The organism is Ruegeria sp. BHSA191, from assembly GCF_059613325.1.
This window is the reverse complement of the sequence record NZ_JBXWSH010000001.1, coordinates 183,680-200,857: the sequence shown is the minus strand read 5'-3', so window position 1 is coordinate 200,857 and position 17,178 is coordinate 183,680. Positions and strand designations below refer to the sequence as shown.

Below are 17,178 nucleotides of genomic sequence, written 5' to 3'. Positions count from 1 at the left end.
TTTTGCCACGCGGACCGGGGCCATGAAACAAGGGGCCCTGCGGCCCCTTGGAGAAGTCTCTGAATTCCGGCCTTATTCGGCCGCCGGTTGCATCTTGAACCCTTGTTCAACCATATCCGCCGGAGTGACGGGATACTCGCCCGAGAAGCATGCATCGCAGTATTGTGGGCATTCTTTGCTGCGACCCTGCGATTCGCCGACCGCCCGGTACAACCCGTCCAGCGAGATGAACCGGAGGCTGTCGACCGCCAAATGCTTGGTCATCTCTTCCTCGGTCATCGTGGCGGCCAACAGCTTTTCGCGCTGTGGCGTGTCCACGCCGTAGAAACAGGGCCAGGCCGTGGGAGGCGAGGCGATGCGGAAATGCACCTCTTTCGCACCGGCATCCAGGATCATTTCCTTGATCTTGCGGCTGGTTGTGCCGCGCACCACCGAGTCGTCGACCAGAATCACCCGCTTGCCCTCGATCAGGGCGCGGTTCACGTTCAGCTTGAGCCGCACGCCCATGTTTCGGATTTGCTCGGTGGGTTCGATGAAGGTGCGGCCCATGTATTGATTGCGGATGATACCCATTGCATAGGGGATGCCCGACTCCAGCGAGTATCCAATGGCCGCTGGTGTGCCGCTGTCGGGCACGGGGCAGACCAGATCCGCCTCGACCGGGCTTTCCTTGGCCAGCTCGCGTCCGATGGCCTCGCGGGTCTCATAGACCGAGCGTCCACCCAGAATCGAGTCTGGGCGCGAGAAGTAGACATGCTCGAAGATACAGAACTTGCTGGGTTGTCGGCGGAACGGGAAGTGGCTTTCAACGCCGTTCTGGGCATTGATCACCACCATTTCGCCGGGCTCAATCTCACGTAGGAATTCGGCGCCGATGATGTCCAGCGCGCAGGTTTCCGAAGCCAGGCACCAGCCGTCGCCGATTTTGCCCAAAACCAGCGGGCGTACACCCAGGGGGTCGCGTACCCCGATCAGCTTGGTGCGGGTCATGGCCACGACCGAGAAGGCGCCCTCGACCCGGCGCAGCGCGTCCTCCATCCGTTCTGGGATGTTGCGCTGCAACGACCGCGCCATCAGGTGGATGATGCATTCGCTGTCGGACGAGCTCTGGAAGATCGAGCCGCGCTCGATCAACTCGCGCCGCAGGGCGTTGGCGTTGGTGATGTTGCCATTGTGCGCAATCGCAGCGCCGCCCATGGCGAACTCGCCAAAAAACGGTTGAACGTCGCGGATTGCGGTCTGGCCCTTGGACCCGGCCGTGGAATAGCGCACATGCCCGATGCCGATCGGACCGGGCAGGCTTTCGATGATGTCGGACGAGGTGAAATTGTCGCGCACATAGCCGAACCGGCGGGCCGAGTTGAAGCCAAGCTGCGGGTCGTGGGTGACGATCCCGCCGGCCTCTTGCCCGCGATGCTGCAGGGCGTGCAGCCCCAAAGCGATGAAACTTGCGGCATCCTGGACGCCGACGACACCGAAGATCCCGCATTCCTCGCGGAGTTTGTCGTCATCGAACGGGTGGGCGGGGGGCATCTGCGGGCTTGGCAAGACGGGCAGCTCCGATTCCGTTGCGGTTTGGCCCTCACATAATGCCTAAACCCGCGCATGTCATCAAAGGATCACAAATCGTTTTGCCGCAGCGCGGTTTTGGGGTTCAATGATGGGCGGAAATATCGCCACCGCAGGTGTTCCGAGGAGTGCTGGCCTGCGGTCCCAAGCCAAGATGGAGGTGGGCATGTGGCAAGGCCGACCCGGACCCAAAAAGGAAGAACGCGTCAAGCGAAGGTGTCATCGGTGCCGCGGAATGGGACGCGCGCCTTGTCAGATCTGCATGGGCAAAGGTGAGGTTCTGAAAGGCCGCGATCACCTCGGTCAGCCGCAATTCAATCGTTGCGATGGCTGTTTCGGCCTGAAGACATCGCGCTGTTCGGTTTGTGGTGGCGAAGGGTTCGTCTGACCGGCAAAAAGAAAAAGCCCGGCCAGGGCCGGGCTTGGTCTGCAATTCCGGGTAGCCGTTATTGACCCTGCGAATCCGCGGTGCACGTTGCCACCAGTTGTTCGTATTGCGTGGTGACCCAGCCCAGAGCGGCCTCGGGGTTCTGCTCTTCGATCTTGTCGCTGAACTGTTCGAACACCTTGGCCGAGCGGCTTTCGTCCACGATCGTGTAGGACTGACCGGTCATGACGGTGTCATAGACAAAAAAGGCAATGGCCACCAGCAGGATACCGCGCGCGATGCCGAAGAAGAACCCCAGCGCCTGATCCAGCCCTCCCAGCGCCGACCGCTGCACCAGCGACGAAAACAGTGGGGTAAAGATACTGACCACGATCAGGGCCACGGCGAACACGGCGGCGAAACCGGTGATGACCGACAACTCGCAGCTGTCGCGCAGGAAATCCCCAACCACCGGGATTTCCTTGACCAGCGGCACCGCCTGCGGCGCAAAGATGAAGGCCAGTACGGCCGCGGCAACCCATCCGGCGATGGCCATCACCTCGCGCATGAACCCGCGTGAATAGGCCAGGATGCCCGACAGCACGACGATCAGGGCAACGACCCCGTCAATGATTGTAAAACCTTCCATGGCCCTCGCCTGTTCGTTTTTCTGCCCCTCGTGGCGCGAGCTTAACCTGCTCCGAAGGTTTCGCCAACAAACCCGGCCAGATCAGAGGGTCGGGTGAGTGTCAGACCTGCCACAGTGCCGGTTTTGCCACCTGCCGGAGCAATTGCCGATGTGAAACCAAGTTTTTGCGCTTCTTTCAACCTGTTTTCGGTTTGCGGTGCGGGTCTAAGTGCCCCGGATAGAGAGATTTCTCCGAAAACCACAGTGTCGGCGGGCAGGGCGGTGTCCTCGCGCGCGCTCAGCAGAGCGGCTGCCACTGCGAGGTCGGCTGCGGGCTCGCTGATCTTAAGGCCTCCGGCCACGTTCAGATAGACGTCGAGCCCCGCAAAGGGTATGCCGCAGCGCGCTTCGAGCACGGCGAGGATCATCGCAAGCCGTCCGCTATCCCAGCCGACGACGGTGCGGCGGGGCTGTGAGTGGGGCGAGGGCGCGACCAGCGCCTGCAGTTCGACCAGAACCGGCCGGGTGCCCTCGATGCCTGCGAAAACGGCCGAGCCGGGGCTGGGCGTGCCGCGTTCCGACAGGAAAAGGGCCGAAGGGTTGGTGACCTGCGCCAGACCTTTCCCAGTCATCTCGAATACGCCGATCTCGTCAGCGGGGCCAAATCGGTTCTTGACCGCGCGCAGGATACGGAACTGGTGGCCGCGCTCGCCCTCGAAATAGAGGACGGTATCGACCATGTGTTCGACCACGCGGGGGCCGGCGATCTGGCCTTCCTTGGTGACGTGGCCGACCATGATGATGGATACGCCGTGGCGCTTGGCAAAGCTGGTCAGTTCATGCGCGGCGGCGCGGACCTGGCTGACCGATCCCGGCGCGCTGTCGACATTGTCCGCCCACATGGTCTGGATCGAATCGATTATGGCAAGGCCGGGTTTCTCGGCCTCGAGCGTGGTCAGGATGTTGCGCAGGTTGGTCTCGGCGGCCAGCTGCACCGGCGCGTCTTCAAGCCCCAGACGGCGCGCGCGCATGCGGACCTGCGCACTGGCTTCCTCGCCCGAGACATAAATGGTTTTCAGCCCCGACCGGGCAAAGCGCGCGGCGGCCTGCAGCAGCAGGGTGGATTTGCCGATGCCCGGATCGCCGCCCACCAGCAGGGCCGAGGCCGGGACCAGCCCGCCGCCCAGGACACGGTCCAGTTCCTCGACACCGCAGACTGTGCGGGGGGGCGGGGCCTCTTCGGTGGAGAGGTCAGTCAGGGTTACAGCTTGGCCGCGCTTGCCGCCCAGAGATTTTTTGGCTGGGCCAGCCGATAGCGGGGTTTCCTGGACAATGGTGTTCCACTCGCCACAGCCGTCGCAGCGCCCGGACCAGCGGGTATGCGAGGCGCCACAGGCCGAGCAGGTAAAAGTCGTCATCTTTGCCATGGAGCCTTTGGTGCCCGAGGATGGAAGGTTCTTCAAGCCCCCGTGGCCCGAAAGCCGAACGGGCGAGCCGCGGCGTCAGGCCCGGCGGGCCATCCTTCACGGCGGGTGCTGGTGCACTTGGGGGGCGTGCTATTCAGCAGCCCGCGGGGGCATGGCGATGACACTCGTGGCAGTCGGGTCGCTGTCGTCGGGTGGGGTCTGCAATTGGGCGGACAGCTCGGGCAGGAGCTCGAACAATTCGTCTCGCAGGCGGGTCAACTGGGACTTGGCTATCGATTCCTCGATCTCGATGTCGCGCGTCCACTGGCGCAGCTCGTGCTGGATCGTCTGGGCCTCTTCAATCCGCTGCTGGAACTGCGCGACCTCTTCCTGCCGCTGTTGCAGGAACGCCCGCGCCCGCGCGACCTTGGCCGCGCCATAGGTCTCGGCCAGTTCGTGGCTGACCTGGCTCATCTGTGCAGCCAGTTCCAGGACTTCGGGCTCGAGCGTTTGCAGGTCGGGGTGGTCGCGCAGGAAAGCCATGCGTTCCTTGACCGCGTCGAATTCCGAGGCCAGCGCAAACACGCCGCTGCGGTCGGCCGCGTGGGCGATCTGGTAGGCATCGACCACGTCCTGCATCTGCAGCGAGAACTTCCGATGCGCATTTTCCAACGCCATCATGCGCGCGCTGGAGGGCAGATAGAAAGCGAGCATCAGAACCAGAGCGGTCAGGCCGATCTGGATGTAGGCGCCTGCGTTCGGGATGTCCTGTCCGCCCAATCCAGCCTGCATCGTCAGCCAAGGCCAGACATTCACAGCGGCGAGCATGGTGGCGGATACGGCAAACAGGGCGGCGGCGCAGATCAGGAAAAAAGTCAGTCGAAGGAATACGTTTTGGAAATGAATTGAAATCGAATGGAGGGCGGCCATGGCAGTCCTACTCCTTTTGAAACCGGCAAAACCGGGCCCGGGCGGAGTATCCATCAAACGTGCAAGACGGTCCGCGTCGGACCCTGAAACAAAAAAAACGACTTGGCTGCTCGAATACTGGCCATCATAGCCAGAAATGCGTTTTCAATCAATCAGGTCCGGGGATTTCGTGAACCACGTTTCACTTCGGTAACGTAGCCCAGCGCGATTGAGGCAAGGATGCAGCCAGTGAACAGGTAGAGACCCCAGGCGGTTTCGATCGTTGCGTAGGAAATGCCCTTGGCCAAGGTGATGTAGAGCGCGATGAGGAAGATATCGGCCATGGCCAGCTTGCCCATGATGTTCAGCGCGGGTTGGACACGTGGGTCCAGCAGATCCCATTGGACCAGCGCGGTGCCGATGGTTTTGATGTAAGGGGCGAACAGGGCAAAGACGGTGACGACCAGCGCGAGGAAGATGTCTGATTTCCAGAGGGATTGAAGGCCGGTGATGACGCTGATCTCGCTGAGGCCGAAGATCGGCAGCAGGCCTGCGCGCATCAGCGGGGCGAACCACGCGATGGGGTAGAGGATCAGCAGCGAGAGGGTGGCGAGGCGGAGGGTCATTCCTCTGTTTCTTCGTTGGGGGAAGGTAGGCGTTTAACATCCTCCGGCATCGGAAGTTGCTCATACTCCTTTGAGCTCTTTCTCGTAATTTTTAAAACTTCATTCATTCGGTCCGTGAGTGGCTTTATATCTTTGCCGAATTTTCCCAGAGTTTCACCGACATCATTGACACCACCAAGAACTACATCGAATAGACCTTTTTCCTTGTGAACCTCCGCCTCAATAGCCGCAATCCTGTTAGCCAGTCGAACTTTGTGCGGATGGTCAAATTCTGTCGCAGATAGGACAATCTTTCTCATATCAGAACAGAGTTTTATGACTCTCGCCCTGTCATCGTCTTCCAACGAAAATGTCGGCAACAGTCCAGGATTGAGTTCAGAGTAATCCTCTTCAAGAACCGTTTGATATGCGTCCAAAATATGACGAAGTCTCCTAAATTCTGTAGCCGCGTCAGTAGAATCTAGATTGTATTCTTTATGGAAAGTTCGAAGTACATCTAGGAAGTGTTTGGGAAGTTTCTCTTCGGCGGCTTCAGACAACACTAGAAGCGCGTCGACGGAGGCTAGGCTCCGATCTGCGTGCCTGATTGTTCCATTGATTACGCGACGTTCGATTTCAGCAAAAACTTTTGAAGTCACAGTAATACCCCATGGAAAATAGCTTTCCCTACCGCACCGCCTCAATCGGCCCTTCCGCACTCCCACTGATGAACTGCTCGACAAAAGGATCACCCGAGGAATCCATCTGGCTGACCGGACCGGTCCACTGGATCACCCCGTCATGCAGCATCGCCACGTTGTCAGCGATCGCGCGGACGGAACTCATGTCGTGGGTGATGGTCATTGCGGTGGCGCCCATCTCGGTCACGATTTCGCGGATCAGATCGTTAATGACGCCCGACATGATAGGGTCCAGCCCCGTGGTGGGCTCGTCGAAAAAGATGATCTCGGGCTCGGCGGCGATGGCGCGGGCCAGGCCCACGCGTTTCTGCATGCCGCCCGACAGCTCGGAGGGGTACAGATCGGCCACATTGGCGCGCAGGCCAACGCGGCGCAGCTTGTCGATGGCGATCTCGCGGGCCTCGTGTGCCGGGCGCTTGAGCGAGCCGCGCAGCAGACGAAAGGCCACGTTCTGCCAGACGGGCAGGGAATCGAACAGAGCGCCGCCCTGAAACAGCATGCCGAACCGGGCCAGAAAGGCATCGCGGTCGCCGGTTTCGGCATCCTGACCATCGACATAGATCTTGCCGCTGTCAGGCTTGATCAGGCCGAGGATGCATTTCAGCGCCACCGATTTTCCGGTGCCCGACCCCCCGATGATGACCATTGAGGTACCCGTGGGAATTTCCAGGTTCACGCCCCGCAGGACATGGTTGTCGCCAAAGGCCTTGTGTACGTTCTCCAACCGGATCATAGCGAGAAGAACACCCCCGTCAGAACGAAGTTGGCGGCCAGGATCAGCACGGCCGCGGCCTCGACCGAGCTTTTGGTCGCGCGGCCCACGCCCTGGGCGCCACGGCCTGAGTGCATGCCGTAGTAGCAGCCCATGATGGCGGCGATTACCCCGAAGGCCGCCCCTTTGACCAGCGACGACAGAATGTCGAGCGGTTCCAGAAAATCGACCGTATTCTTCAGATAGGCCGCCGGGTTGAAGCCCAGGTTCTGCGTGGCCACGGCATAGCCGCCCGCGATGCCGATGATGTCACCCACCGCCACCAGCACGGGCAGGGTGATCAGCGCGGCCAGAACGCGCGGGGCGGTCAGGTATTTCATAGGGTGGGTCGACAGGGTGACCAGCGCGTCGATCTGCTCGGTCACTTTCATGGTGGCGATTTCGGCCGCGATTGACGAGGTGACGCGGGCGGCGATCATCAGGCCGACCATGACAGGGCCCAGCTCGCGCACCATGCCAATGGCGACGATCTGGGGCACCACGGCCTCGGCATTGAAACGCGCGCCGCCGGCATAGATCTGCAGCGCCAGTGCCCCGCCGGTGAAGATGGTGGTCAGCCCAACGACCGGCAAGGACAGCCAGCCGATGTTCAGCAGGGCCACGCCGAATTCACGCGGGTAGAAGGGCGGGCGAAAGATGTGCGACACCGCATCCAGAGCAAACAGCGCCACGCGGCCGAAGGCGGCCAGCAGGTTCAGGACCGCGCGGCCCAGTTCGCCAAGCCATGCGATCGGGTTCATTCGACGTAGCCCCGCGAATAGCGGCTGCCGAGTGAGGTCAGGATCTCGTACCCGATGGTGCCCGCGGCCTCGGCCAGATCGTCCACCGTCTGGTGGCCGTTGAGAATGCGCAGACGTTCGGGCGTGTGCGGCAGGTCGGTCACGTCAACGGTGATCAGATCCATCGAGATGCGTCCTACGACCGGGCAGGGCAGGTCACCGGCGAAGGTGTCGATGCCGCCGCCGATGGCGCGGTGGAGCCCGTCGGCATAGCCCGCGGCCACCGTGGCGATGCGCGACGGGCGGCGGGCCTTCCAGGTATTGCCATAGCCGACGGTTTCTCCGACGGCCAGATCGCGCACCTGGATTACCGGCAGATCGACGGTGACGACCGGCCTGGCCGCGGCGAAGGGCAGGCCGCCATACAGGCCGATGCCCGGGCGGCACAGATCGAAATGGTATTCAGGGCCCAGCAGCATGCCACCGGTGGCGGCCAGCGACCGGGGGGCCGAGACGCCCTCGGTCATGCCCCGGAATGCCTCGAGCTGCTGGCGGTTCATCGGGTGGTCGGGTTCGTCTGCGCAGGCCAGGTGCGACATGACCAGCACCGAGTTCAGTGCCTCGGCCCGGTTGCGCAGGGCGGACCAGTCGGCGGGTTCCAGCCCCAGGCGGTTCATGCCCGTGTCCAGTTGCAGGCCGAACGGATGCACCGGCAGCGCCTGGATGTGGCGCTGGAATTGTTCGGGCGAGTTGAGCAGCGGCACCAGGTCGTGATCGCGCAGCAGATCCGCATCGCCTTCCATGTGGCCGGAAAACACGAAGATCAGAGGCCCGGGACCGATCGCCCGGCGCACGGCGGCGCCTTCCTCGGCCACGGCAACAAAAAACTTGCGGACGCCTTCCTCGGCCAGCGTGCTGGCAACGGGGCCGGCACCCAGACCGTAGGCGTCGGCCTTGACCACGGCGCCGGTCTCGGCATCGGTTTTGGCGTCCAGCGCTCGCCAGTTTCCGGCCAGCGCGTGAAGGTTGATCGTCAAACGTGCGGTACTCATGATCCGTTCATGACATCGCGCCGCACGAGGTCAAGGGGGAATGCGCCACAACTGAGCGGAATCTCCGCGACTTGGGCAGCATGTGGCCGGGCCGCGCCCAAAGGGGGCGCGTTCGACGTCCACCCGCATTGTTCCCCCACCAGGGTCAAAGCCAGCGAATGACCCCGATCGTTCACATGGTCGACTGAGGAGAGGGGGTCAGTAACCCTCGATCTGGGCACCCTGCTGCCAGGGTTTGACAAGGTTGCCGAACCGGGTGAACTGCGCCTCGAAGGACAGCTCGACCGTGCCGATGGGGCCGTGGCGCTGTTTGCCGACGATGACCTCGGCCTTGCCGTGCAGGCGCTCCATCGCCTGCTTCCATTCTTCCATCTTCTCCAGCTCGTGATCGCCGGGCTTTTCGCGCTCTTTGTAGTACTCTTCGCGGAACACGAACACCACCACGTCGGCGTCCTGCTCGATCGAGCCGGATTCGCGCAGGTCGGACAACTGCGGGCGCTTGTCGTCACGGTTTTCCACCTGACGCGACAACTGCGACAGGGCGATGACGGGGATGTTCAGTTCCTTGGCGATGGCCTTCATGCCCATCGAGATCTCGGCGATCTCGTTCACGCGATTGTCGGACATGCCGCGGCACAGCTGCAGATAATCGATCACCAGCAGGTCCAGCCCATGCGTCCGCTTGAGCCGACGCGCGCGCGCCGCCAGCTGGCTGATCGGCAGGGCCGGCGTGTCGTCGATGAACAGCGGGCAGGCCTCCAGCGCCTTGGCGGCGTCGACGAAACGGCGGAACTCATCCTCGGTCATGTCGCCCTGGCGGATCTTGTGGCTGGAAATCTCGGACGCTTCGGCCAGGATCCGCCCCGCCAGCTGCTCGGCGCTCATTTCCAGCGAGAAGAAGCCGACGACGCCGCCATCGACCGCCCCTTCGGTGCCATCGGCACGGATGCCGCGCTTGTAGGCCTTGGCCACGTTGAAGGCGATGTTGGTCGCCAGCGAGGTTTTTCCCATCGACGGCCGCCCCGCAAGGATGATCAGGTCGGACGGATGCAACCCGCCCAGCTGCTTGTCCAGATCGATCAGCCCGGTTGAAATCCCGGCCATGCCGCCGCCGCGCTGATAGGCTTCGTTGGTGACGTTCACCGCCTCGGTCACGGCCTTGAGGAAGGACTTGAACCCTTGTTCGGTCTGGCCCTGCTCAGACAGCTGGTACAGCTTCTGCTCGGCTTCGACGATCTGTTCCTTGGGTTCGCTGGCCACATCGACCCGCGCCGCTTTGTCCGAGATGTCGCGACCCAGCCGGATCAGCTCGCGCCGGATCGCGAGGTCATAGATCATCTGGGCATAGTCATGCACGGCAAAGGCGCTGATCGAGGCGCCGGCCAGCTTGACCAGATAGGCCGGACCGCCCAGTTCTTTAAGGCCTTCGTCCTCGGCCAAAAAGGATTTCAGCGTCACCGGCGAGGCCAGTGCGTTCTTGGCGATGCGCGCGGCGGCGACTTCATATATACGGGCATGGACCGGGTCATAGAAATGCTCGGGCCCGATGATCGAGGCGACCCTGTCATACAGGTCGTTGTTGGTCAGGATCGCGCCAAGAAGCTGCTGTTCGGCTTCGATGGAATGCGGCATGGTCTCGGCGTTCTGAATCTGCGCCGCTGCCTGCTCGATACTGCTGATTTCGTTCATTTCGTCCCCGCTGCCTGTCCCGAGGTTCTACACGCAGACCCGCTGTTCAAGCTATCTGGAAATACCTGTGGCTAACTGCGGGTAAAGCCATGGGATAACTTTCCAGACCGTTTGGATGTTATCTTGATTGTCGCCTATTATGTAGGAAACGGTGAAAAAGTCACCAGATATCGGGGTGACTGGTCTGATTCCCTCACAGTTATCCCCATCTCATCCACATTTGACCTAAGACTGTTTGTTGGCCTCCTGCCAGCCGCGCGGGTCGTTCAGGAAGGCTTCGACCCCGTCAAGTGTTTCCGCATCAAAGGCTTGCTGCGCCTTGGCCTCGGCCAGAACGTCCCACCAAGTGCACAGGTGGTGCAACTGCACGCCGTGATCGCCCAGCGTCTTTTCGGTTTCGGGAAAGATGCCATAATAGAAGATCACCGCCGTATGTGCGCAGGTGGCGCCGGTTTCGCGGATCGCGTCCACGAAGGACAGTTTCGAGCCGCCATCCGTGGTCAGGTCCTCGACCAGCAGCACGCGCTGGCCTTCGGTCATGGCCCCTTCGATCCGGGCGTTGCGGCCATAGCCCTTGGGCTTCTTGCGCACATAGGTCATCGGCAGGGCCATGCGTTCGGCCACCATCGCGGCGAAGGGGATGCCCGCGGTTTCACCGCCGGCGATGTTGTCGAAGGCTTCGAACCCGGCATTCCGCATGACTGTGACCGTCAGGAAATCCATCAGGGTCGACCGGATGCGCGGGTACGAGATCAGCTTGCGGCAATCGATATAGGTGGGGCTGGGCAGGCCACTGGCCAGCGTGAACGGCTCACGCGCGTTGAAATGCACCGCCTTGATCTCCAGTAGCATCCGCGCGGTCAGGCGGGCGATTTCCGTGCTGTCGGGAAAGGAACTGGGGATCATGGCGGGACCTCGGTGCTGAAATGACGTTGCGGGCTGATAGCCTGCGGACCGGCCCGATGTCGAGAGGGGTTGGCGCAAAAGAAAAGCGGACCTCGCAAGAGGTCCGCTTGATGCCCGGATGGGCAGTTGAGGCAGCCAAGGTGGGCTTAGCTGCTCATGTCATAGGCCCGTTCGCCGTGGACCGACAGGTCGAGCCCGTTCGTCTCGGTCTCGGCGTCTACGCGAAGCGGGGTGACAAGCGCAACCACCTTGATCAGCACAAATGTGACAACTGACGTAAAGGCACCCACGATCACCAGCCCGCCCAGCTGTGCGGTCCAAGCGCCCAGGCCGAAGACGGCGATCATGATGGTGCCGAAAATGCCGCCCACGCCATGCACGGCGAACACGTCCAGCGTATCGTCGATGTTCAGTACGTTGCGGACCACGTTCACCGCCTCTTGGCACAGGATGCCGGCGACCGCGCCGATGATCAGCGCCTGAACCGGATCGACATAACCCGAGGCCGGAGTGATCGAGGCCAGACCCGCGATGGTCCCGGTGACCAGACCGACCAGCGAGGCCTTGCCATACTTGATCCGCTCCCACAGCGCCCAGCTGAGCGATGCGGTGGCGGCCGAGATATGGGTGACCGTCAGCGCCATGGCCGCGCCGCCATCCGCGGCCAGTTGCGAGCCGCCGTTGAAGCCGAACCAGCCGACCCACAGCATCGCGGCCCCGATCATGACGAATCCGGGGTTGTGCGGCGGGGTTGTGCGGTTCTTGCGCGGCCCCAGGACCCAAGCGATGATCAGAGCGGCCAGACCGGCGGTTTCGTGCACCACGATTCCACCGGCGAAATCGCGCACGCCGATTTCACCTAGAATGCCGCCATCGGTCAGGATTCCTCCGCCCCAGATCCAATGAACCACCGGCGCATAGCACAGCAGCATCCACAGGCCCGAGAAGACTAGCACGAAGCCAAAGCCCACGCGCTCCACATAGGCGCCGACGATCAGGGCCGGGGTTATGATGGCAAAGGTCATCTGGAAGGCAAAGAACAGCACCTCGGGCAGGGTGCCCGACAGGCTGTCGGCATCGACGCCGTTCAAAAACGCCTTGCCCAGCCCGCCCCACAGGCCCGAACCGCCGTCGCCGAAGGCGATCGAGTAACCCGCGACCAGCCACAGGATGCTCATCAGGCAGGCGATCGCGAAGCAGTGCATGAAAACGCTCAGCACGTTGCGGGCGCGCACCAGCCCGCCATAGAACAGGGCCAGGCCCGGCAAGGTCATGAACAGGACCAGCGCCGTCGCGACGATGATCCAGGCGGTATCGGCTCCGTTCATTGGGCCGTTCTCCTCTTTCCTGAAGCTGCGCCAAGGGGCGCGGTGTGAGTGACGTGCCGTGGGTTCAACCGAACGGACGCCGAGGAAAAAAGAGGCAGGGTGCAAAAAAGATGCCTGTTTTGGCGCCCTTTTTCCAAGTGGTGACAAAAAGTGCGCCTTTTTTGGACAAGTGTCGAAAAATTAGGCGAGTTCGGAAAGCCCGTTTTCCAGCAGTTTCAGCGCATGATCCCGCGCCGCGCGTCGGACATTGGCGCGGCCTGCGGCGCCGAACTCTACGGTTTCGGTCAGGGTAGGGCGGTCGTTGACGGCGAGGCCGAAACAGACCCGGCCCTCGGGCTTGAACTCGGACCCGCCGGGCCCCGCGATGCCGGTGATCGAGACTGCAAGCTGCGCCTGAGAATGCGCCAGCGCACCCTCGACCATCTCGCGGGCGACCTCTTCAGAGACGGCACCATGGGCCGCCAAGGTCTCGGCGCGCACGCCCAGCATGTCCTGTTTGGCGGCGTTGGTATAGGTGACGAAGCCTCGGTCAACCACGGCCGAACTTCCAGGAATGTCGGTCAGCGCGGCGGCGACCATACCGCCCGTGCAGCTTTCGGCGGTGGCGATCATGACGTTCAGCGCCTTGGCGCGGTCGAGCAGTTCGGCGACGGTCATAGGCCCAGTACTCCGTGTGCTATCCCGGCCAGGATCAGAACGCCCACGGCCGCGAACGCGCCCGCGATCACGTCGTCCAGCATCACGCCCAAGGGGTCGCCGCGCCGGTCGGCCCAGCCGATGGGGCCGGGTTTGGTGATGTCGAGCAGGCGGAACAGCAAGAACGCGGCGATCCAGCCCGGCCACAGGGCGGTGACCGCGATGTCATGCGCCCAGGCCGGATAGGACACGGCCCAGATAGCGATGAACTGGCCCGCGACCTCGTCGGCGACGATCTCCGAGGGGTCGTGATCGTCCTGCCCGGCGGTCATGACGCCGGTGGCCCAGGTGCCGGCCACAAAGACGGCGACGGTTGCGACGACCAGCAGCGGGAAGCCACCCAGCAGGTGCAGCGCCAAGGCCAAAGGCAGTGCGGCCAGCGAGCCCCAGGTGCCGGGGGCAGGGCGCAGATATCCGACCCCGCCGACGGTTCCGATCAGGCGCGCCAAGGTCATGGTTTCACCAGACAGGCGGTTGCGATAGCAGCGATGCCTTCCTTGCGGCCGGTAAAGCCCAGCCGCTCGGACGTGGTAGCCTTGATCGACACGCGATCGGACTCCAACCCCATGATTTCGCTCATTTTCTGCCGCATCGCCGCAGCGTGCGGGCCGATCTTGGGGTATTCGCAGACCAGCGTGCAGTCGATGTTCGAGATACGAAAACCCATGCGCGTGGCCAGATCCACCGCATGGCGCAGAAAGATCTCGCTGGCGGCGCCTTTCCACTGCGGGTCGGACGGGGGGAAGTGCTGGCCGATATCGCCCTGCGCCAGCGCGCCATAGATCGCGTCGGTGACGGCGTGCATGCCAACATCCGCGTCGGAATGGCCCTGCAGCCCTCGATCATGCGGGACCTCGACGCCGCACAGGATCACGTGATCGCCCGGCCCGAACCGGTGCACGTCATATCCGTTGCCCAGCCTTACATCCATGTCTGACCTCAATATCCGTTCAGCCCGGGCAAAATCCTCGGGCCGTGTGATTTTCAGATTGTCCGCGTCGCCCGGCACGATGGCCACGTTGATCCCGGCGGCCCGGGCAACCTCGACATCATCAGCGGCCCCGCCGGAGTGCGCCGCATGCGCGGTCACGATGGCGTCATAGCGGAACCCCTGCGGCGTCTGCGCGGCAAACAGGCCCGCGCGATCTCGGGTACCCGTCACTTGGTCGTCGGCCCCGGTCCACAGCGCATCGGTCACCGGCAGCCCAGGTGCCGCGGCGGCGTGGGTGTCGAGGGCCGCCAGCACGTCACCAATGACCCGCGCGCTGACACAGGGTCGGGCCACGTCATGGATGAGAACCTTGCTGACGCTGCGATCAGCCAGTGCTTGCAAGCCGTTGCGCACGGATTCGGCCCGGTCGGCGCCGCCGGGCGCAAGGATCAGGCCGCTGTCGGCGAATTCCGTCCAGGCCGCGGGGTCGTCGGGAGACAGGACCAGCACGACCAGTGACACCTGCGCCTTGATCCGTTCGATCGTCCAGTCGGCCACACGCCGCCCGGCCAAAGGGCGCCATTGCTTGGGCTGGCCTCCTCCGGCGCGCAGGCCGCGCCCGGCGGCGACGATGATGGCGGCGGTTGTCATGTTTGTGTTTCCGAACTTCGCTTAGCTCCCGTGTTTAGGCGGCGGTGAAAGCAGAGGCAATCACTCGCGGTAGTCTGATTAAAAATTGTGCACATGATGATTTTGCGGGCTTGCGGGCCGTGGTTTTGTTGTTCATACGCGCCGAATTCGATATGAAAACCGCGAATGCTCAAGGATTAGGCACGTTGACGCTGCGCATTGCCGAGAAAATTGTGACCCCGCCGGTTTTGCTGGCGCCGATGGCCGGAATCACCGACCGGCCCTTTCGCGACCTCGTCATGCGGTTCGGTGCCGGGATGTTGGTCAGCGAGATGGTCGCCAGCCAGGAGATGGTGCAGGCCAAGCCGGGCGTGCGCGAACGGGCCGAGCTGTCGGCTGATGTGGAAAACACTGCCGTACAGCTGGCCGGGCGCGACGCCTATTGGATGGCCGAGGCCGCGCGGCAGGTCGCCGATCGGGGCGCGCGGGTGATCGACATCAACATGGGCTGCCCGGCCAAGAAGGTGACGAACGGCTATTCCGGCTCGGCCCTGCTGAAGACGCCCGACCACGCCCTGACCCTTATCGAGGCGGTCGTGGGCGCGGTGGACGTTCCGGTGACTCTCAAGACCCGGCTGGGGTGGGACGACACGCTGCTGAACGCGCCGGACGTGGCGCGGCGGGCGCAGGAGGCCGGCGTTCAGATGGTGACGATCCACGGGCGCACGCGCTGTCAGTTCTACAAGGGCGAGGCGGATTGGGCCGCGATCCGCGCGGTCAAAGAGTCTGTCAGCATTCCGGTTGTGGCCAATGGCGACATCACCAGCCCCGGACGTGCGCAGACAGCGCTGGAGCGGTCGGGTGCGGATGGCGTCATGGTGGGCCGTGGAGCGCAGGGCAAACCGTGGCTGCTTGCGCAGATCGCGCACGAGCTGTGGGGGACACCGGCGCCAGAAGTTCCCGAAGGTGACGATCTGGCCGACATGGTGCGGTTGCATTACGAGGCGATGCTGGGGTTCTATGGCGCCGATCTGGGGCTGCGCGTCGCGCGCAAGCATCTGGGCTGGTACATGGACGAGGCCAGAACGCCGGCGTCGCTGCGCCGCGCGGTCCTGACCTCGCGCGATCCTGCCGAGGTTCTGCGGCTGATCGGCGACGCGTTGACGGATAACGCCGAGGTGGCAGCATGATTTCGGATCAGGTCATCTGGGCTTCTCTGCCGGTTCCGGCCTTCATCATCGACCCCGAGGATCGCATCGCCGATATCAATTCCTCGGGTGAGGGGTTTCTGAACGCCTCACGCAAATCGGTGGTCGGGCATCCAGTCTGGGACCAGATCGCCGTGGACGCGCCGTTGGAAGAGGCTTTCACGCGCGCTCGCCAGCAGGGCACGCCGCTGTTCGTGAATGATGTGGACGTGGGTTCGGGCAATCGCGCGCCGCTGCAATGCGCGTTGCAGATCGCGCCGCTGCTGGGGCATCCGGGGTCCATGATCATGATCGTCTCGCCGCGCGAACTGGCCAGCCGCATGACCCGCGGCAACACGGTCAAATCGGCGGCACAGTCGGCGATCGGCATGGCCGAGATGCTGGCTCACGAAATCAAGAACCCGTTGGCCGGGATCACCGGTGCTGCGCAGTTGTTGAGCATGAATATCGGCCCAGAAGACCTTGAACTTACAGATCTTATCGTGGCCGAAAGCCGCCGGATCGTGAAGCTGCTCGAACAGGTCGAGCAGTTCGGAAACCTCTCGCGCCCCGACTTCAAGCCGGTCAACATCCACGATGTTCTGGACCGCGCGCGCCGCTCGGCGCTGCTGGGCTTTGGAGCCGACATGACCATCATCGAGGATTACGACCCCTCGTTGCCACTGGCTTATGGTGACCCGGATCAGTTGCTGCAGGTGGTTCTGAACCTGCTCAAGAACGCGTCCGAGGCGGCCGGTCCCGAGGGCGGGACGATCCGCCTGCACACTTATTTCGAACATTCCTTCCGTCTGCGGCGCAGTGATGGGTCGGGCCACTCGCTGCCGCTGCAGATCGAGATCATCGATAATGGCCCGGGCCTGCCCGAGGACATCCGCAGCGACATTTTCGACCCGTTCGTATCCGGCAAGGAAAACGGGACCGGGCTGGGTTTGGCGCTGGTCAGCAAGATCGTGTCGGACCACGACGGTTGGATCACGGCCGAGTCGGTGCCGGGGCGGACGGTCTTCCGGCTGTCGCTGCGCCGCGCGCCGCGCGAGGCAGGGCCAGACAAAGAATAATCAA

General features: G+C 63.0%; 17 protein-coding genes. 2 read left to right on the top strand and 15 right to left on the bottom strand.

The features are described from left to right. Positions 1-72: 72 nt before the first annotated feature. The 15 genes from purF to AC2FNS_RS00895 form a co-directional block, all read right to left on the bottom strand. Positions 73-1,533, bottom strand: coding sequence for an amidophosphoribosyltransferase (gene purF, locus AC2FNS_RS00965; RefSeq protein ID WP_496678066.1), 1,461 nt, complete (start codon positions 1,531-1,533; stop codon positions 73-75). A gap of 482 nt (positions 1,534-2,015) precedes the next feature. Continuing rightward, positions 2,016-2,585 (bottom strand): CvpA family protein, encoded by a 570-nt coding sequence (locus AC2FNS_RS00960; protein ID WP_496678068.1) that lies wholly within the window; start codon positions 2,583-2,585, stop codon positions 2,016-2,018. 41 nt (positions 2,586-2,626) lie between these two features. Continuing rightward, positions 2,627-3,991: a DNA repair protein RadA gene (radA, locus tag AC2FNS_RS00955; RefSeq protein WP_496678069.1), complete on the bottom strand. Its 1,365-nt coding sequence runs from the start codon at positions 3,989-3,991 to the stop codon at positions 2,627-2,629. 129 nt (positions 3,992-4,120) lie between these two features. Further along, positions 4,121-4,900, bottom strand: coding sequence for a DNA repair protein (locus AC2FNS_RS00950; protein ID WP_496797845.1), 780 nt, complete (start codon positions 4,898-4,900; stop codon positions 4,121-4,123). Between the two features lie 152 nt (positions 4,901-5,052). Then, a complete protein-coding gene (locus AC2FNS_RS00945) occupies positions 5,053-5,505 on the bottom strand; it encodes a paraquat-inducible protein A (RefSeq protein WP_496678072.1) in 453 nt (150 codons plus the stop codon). Next, complete coding sequence (locus tag AC2FNS_RS00940) at positions 5,502-6,143, bottom strand: hypothetical protein (protein ID WP_496797846.1); 642 nt, start codon at positions 6,141-6,143, stop codon at positions 5,502-5,504. Before AC2FNS_RS00940 ends, AC2FNS_RS00945 begins: the two co-directional genes overlap by 4 nt. A 28-nt stretch (positions 6,144-6,171) precedes the next feature. Next, complete coding sequence (locus AC2FNS_RS00935) at positions 6,172-6,918, bottom strand: ABC transporter ATP-binding protein (protein ID WP_496678076.1); 747 nt, start codon at positions 6,916-6,918, stop codon at positions 6,172-6,174. Then, positions 6,915-7,697, bottom strand: coding sequence for an MlaE family ABC transporter permease (locus AC2FNS_RS00930; protein WP_149774500.1), 783 nt, complete (start codon positions 7,695-7,697; stop codon positions 6,915-6,917). Before AC2FNS_RS00930 ends, AC2FNS_RS00935 begins: the two co-directional genes overlap by 4 nt. After that, positions 7,694-8,728, bottom strand: a complete 1,035-nt coding sequence (gene alr / locus AC2FNS_RS00925; RefSeq protein WP_496803751.1) for an alanine racemase — start codon at positions 8,726-8,728, stop codon at positions 7,694-7,696. The genes AC2FNS_RS00930 and alr overlap by 4 nt, the downstream gene beginning before the upstream one ends. A gap of 198 nt (positions 8,729-8,926) precedes the next feature. Beyond that, on the bottom strand, positions 8,927-10,417 hold the full coding sequence (locus tag AC2FNS_RS00920) for a replicative DNA helicase (RefSeq protein WP_496803750.1): 1,491 nt from the start codon (positions 10,415-10,417) through the stop codon (positions 8,927-8,929). Positions 10,418-10,642: 225 nt separating this feature from the next. Beyond that, on the bottom strand, positions 10,643-11,323 hold the full coding sequence (locus AC2FNS_RS00915; RefSeq protein ID WP_496678083.1) for an orotate phosphoribosyltransferase: 681 nt from the start codon (positions 11,321-11,323) through the stop codon (positions 10,643-10,645). A 146-nt stretch (positions 11,324-11,469) separates the two neighbouring features. Further along, complete coding sequence (locus AC2FNS_RS00910) at positions 11,470-12,651, bottom strand: ammonium transporter (RefSeq protein ID WP_496678084.1); 1,182 nt, start codon at positions 12,649-12,651, stop codon at positions 11,470-11,472. Positions 12,652-12,831: 180 nt separating this feature from the next. Continuing rightward, complete coding sequence (locus AC2FNS_RS00905) at positions 12,832-13,308, bottom strand: CinA family protein (protein ID WP_496712862.1); 477 nt, start codon at positions 13,306-13,308, stop codon at positions 12,832-12,834. Then, the gene (locus AC2FNS_RS00900) at positions 13,305-13,802 is read right to left on the bottom strand and encodes a phosphatidylglycerophosphatase A family protein (RefSeq protein ID WP_496712864.1); all 498 of its coding nucleotides are present in this window, start codon (positions 13,800-13,802) and stop codon (positions 13,305-13,307) included. Before AC2FNS_RS00900 ends, AC2FNS_RS00905 begins: the two co-directional genes overlap by 4 nt. After that, positions 13,799-14,929 carry a bifunctional 2-C-methyl-D-erythritol 4-phosphate cytidylyltransferase/2-C-methyl-D-erythritol 2,4-cyclodiphosphate synthase gene (locus AC2FNS_RS00895; RefSeq protein ID WP_496712866.1) on the bottom strand — a complete coding sequence of 377 codons (1,131 nt, stop codon included), beginning with the start codon at positions 14,927-14,929 and terminating at the stop codon, positions 13,799-13,801. The genes AC2FNS_RS00900 and AC2FNS_RS00895 overlap by 4 nt, the downstream gene beginning before the upstream one ends. A 152-nt stretch (positions 14,930-15,081) precedes the next feature. On the opposite strand from AC2FNS_RS00895, the gene dusB reads away from it, so the two are divergent. After that, positions 15,082-16,098 (top strand): tRNA dihydrouridine synthase DusB, encoded by a 1,017-nt coding sequence (dusB, locus tag AC2FNS_RS00890; protein WP_496727589.1) that lies wholly within the window; start codon positions 15,082-15,084, stop codon positions 16,096-16,098. Continuing rightward, a complete protein-coding gene (locus tag AC2FNS_RS00885) occupies positions 16,095-17,174 on the top strand; it encodes a two-component system sensor histidine kinase NtrB (RefSeq protein ID WP_496711424.1) in 1,080 nt (359 codons plus the stop codon). Before dusB ends, AC2FNS_RS00885 begins: the two co-directional genes overlap by 4 nt. Positions 17,175-17,178: the final 4 nt, after the last annotated feature.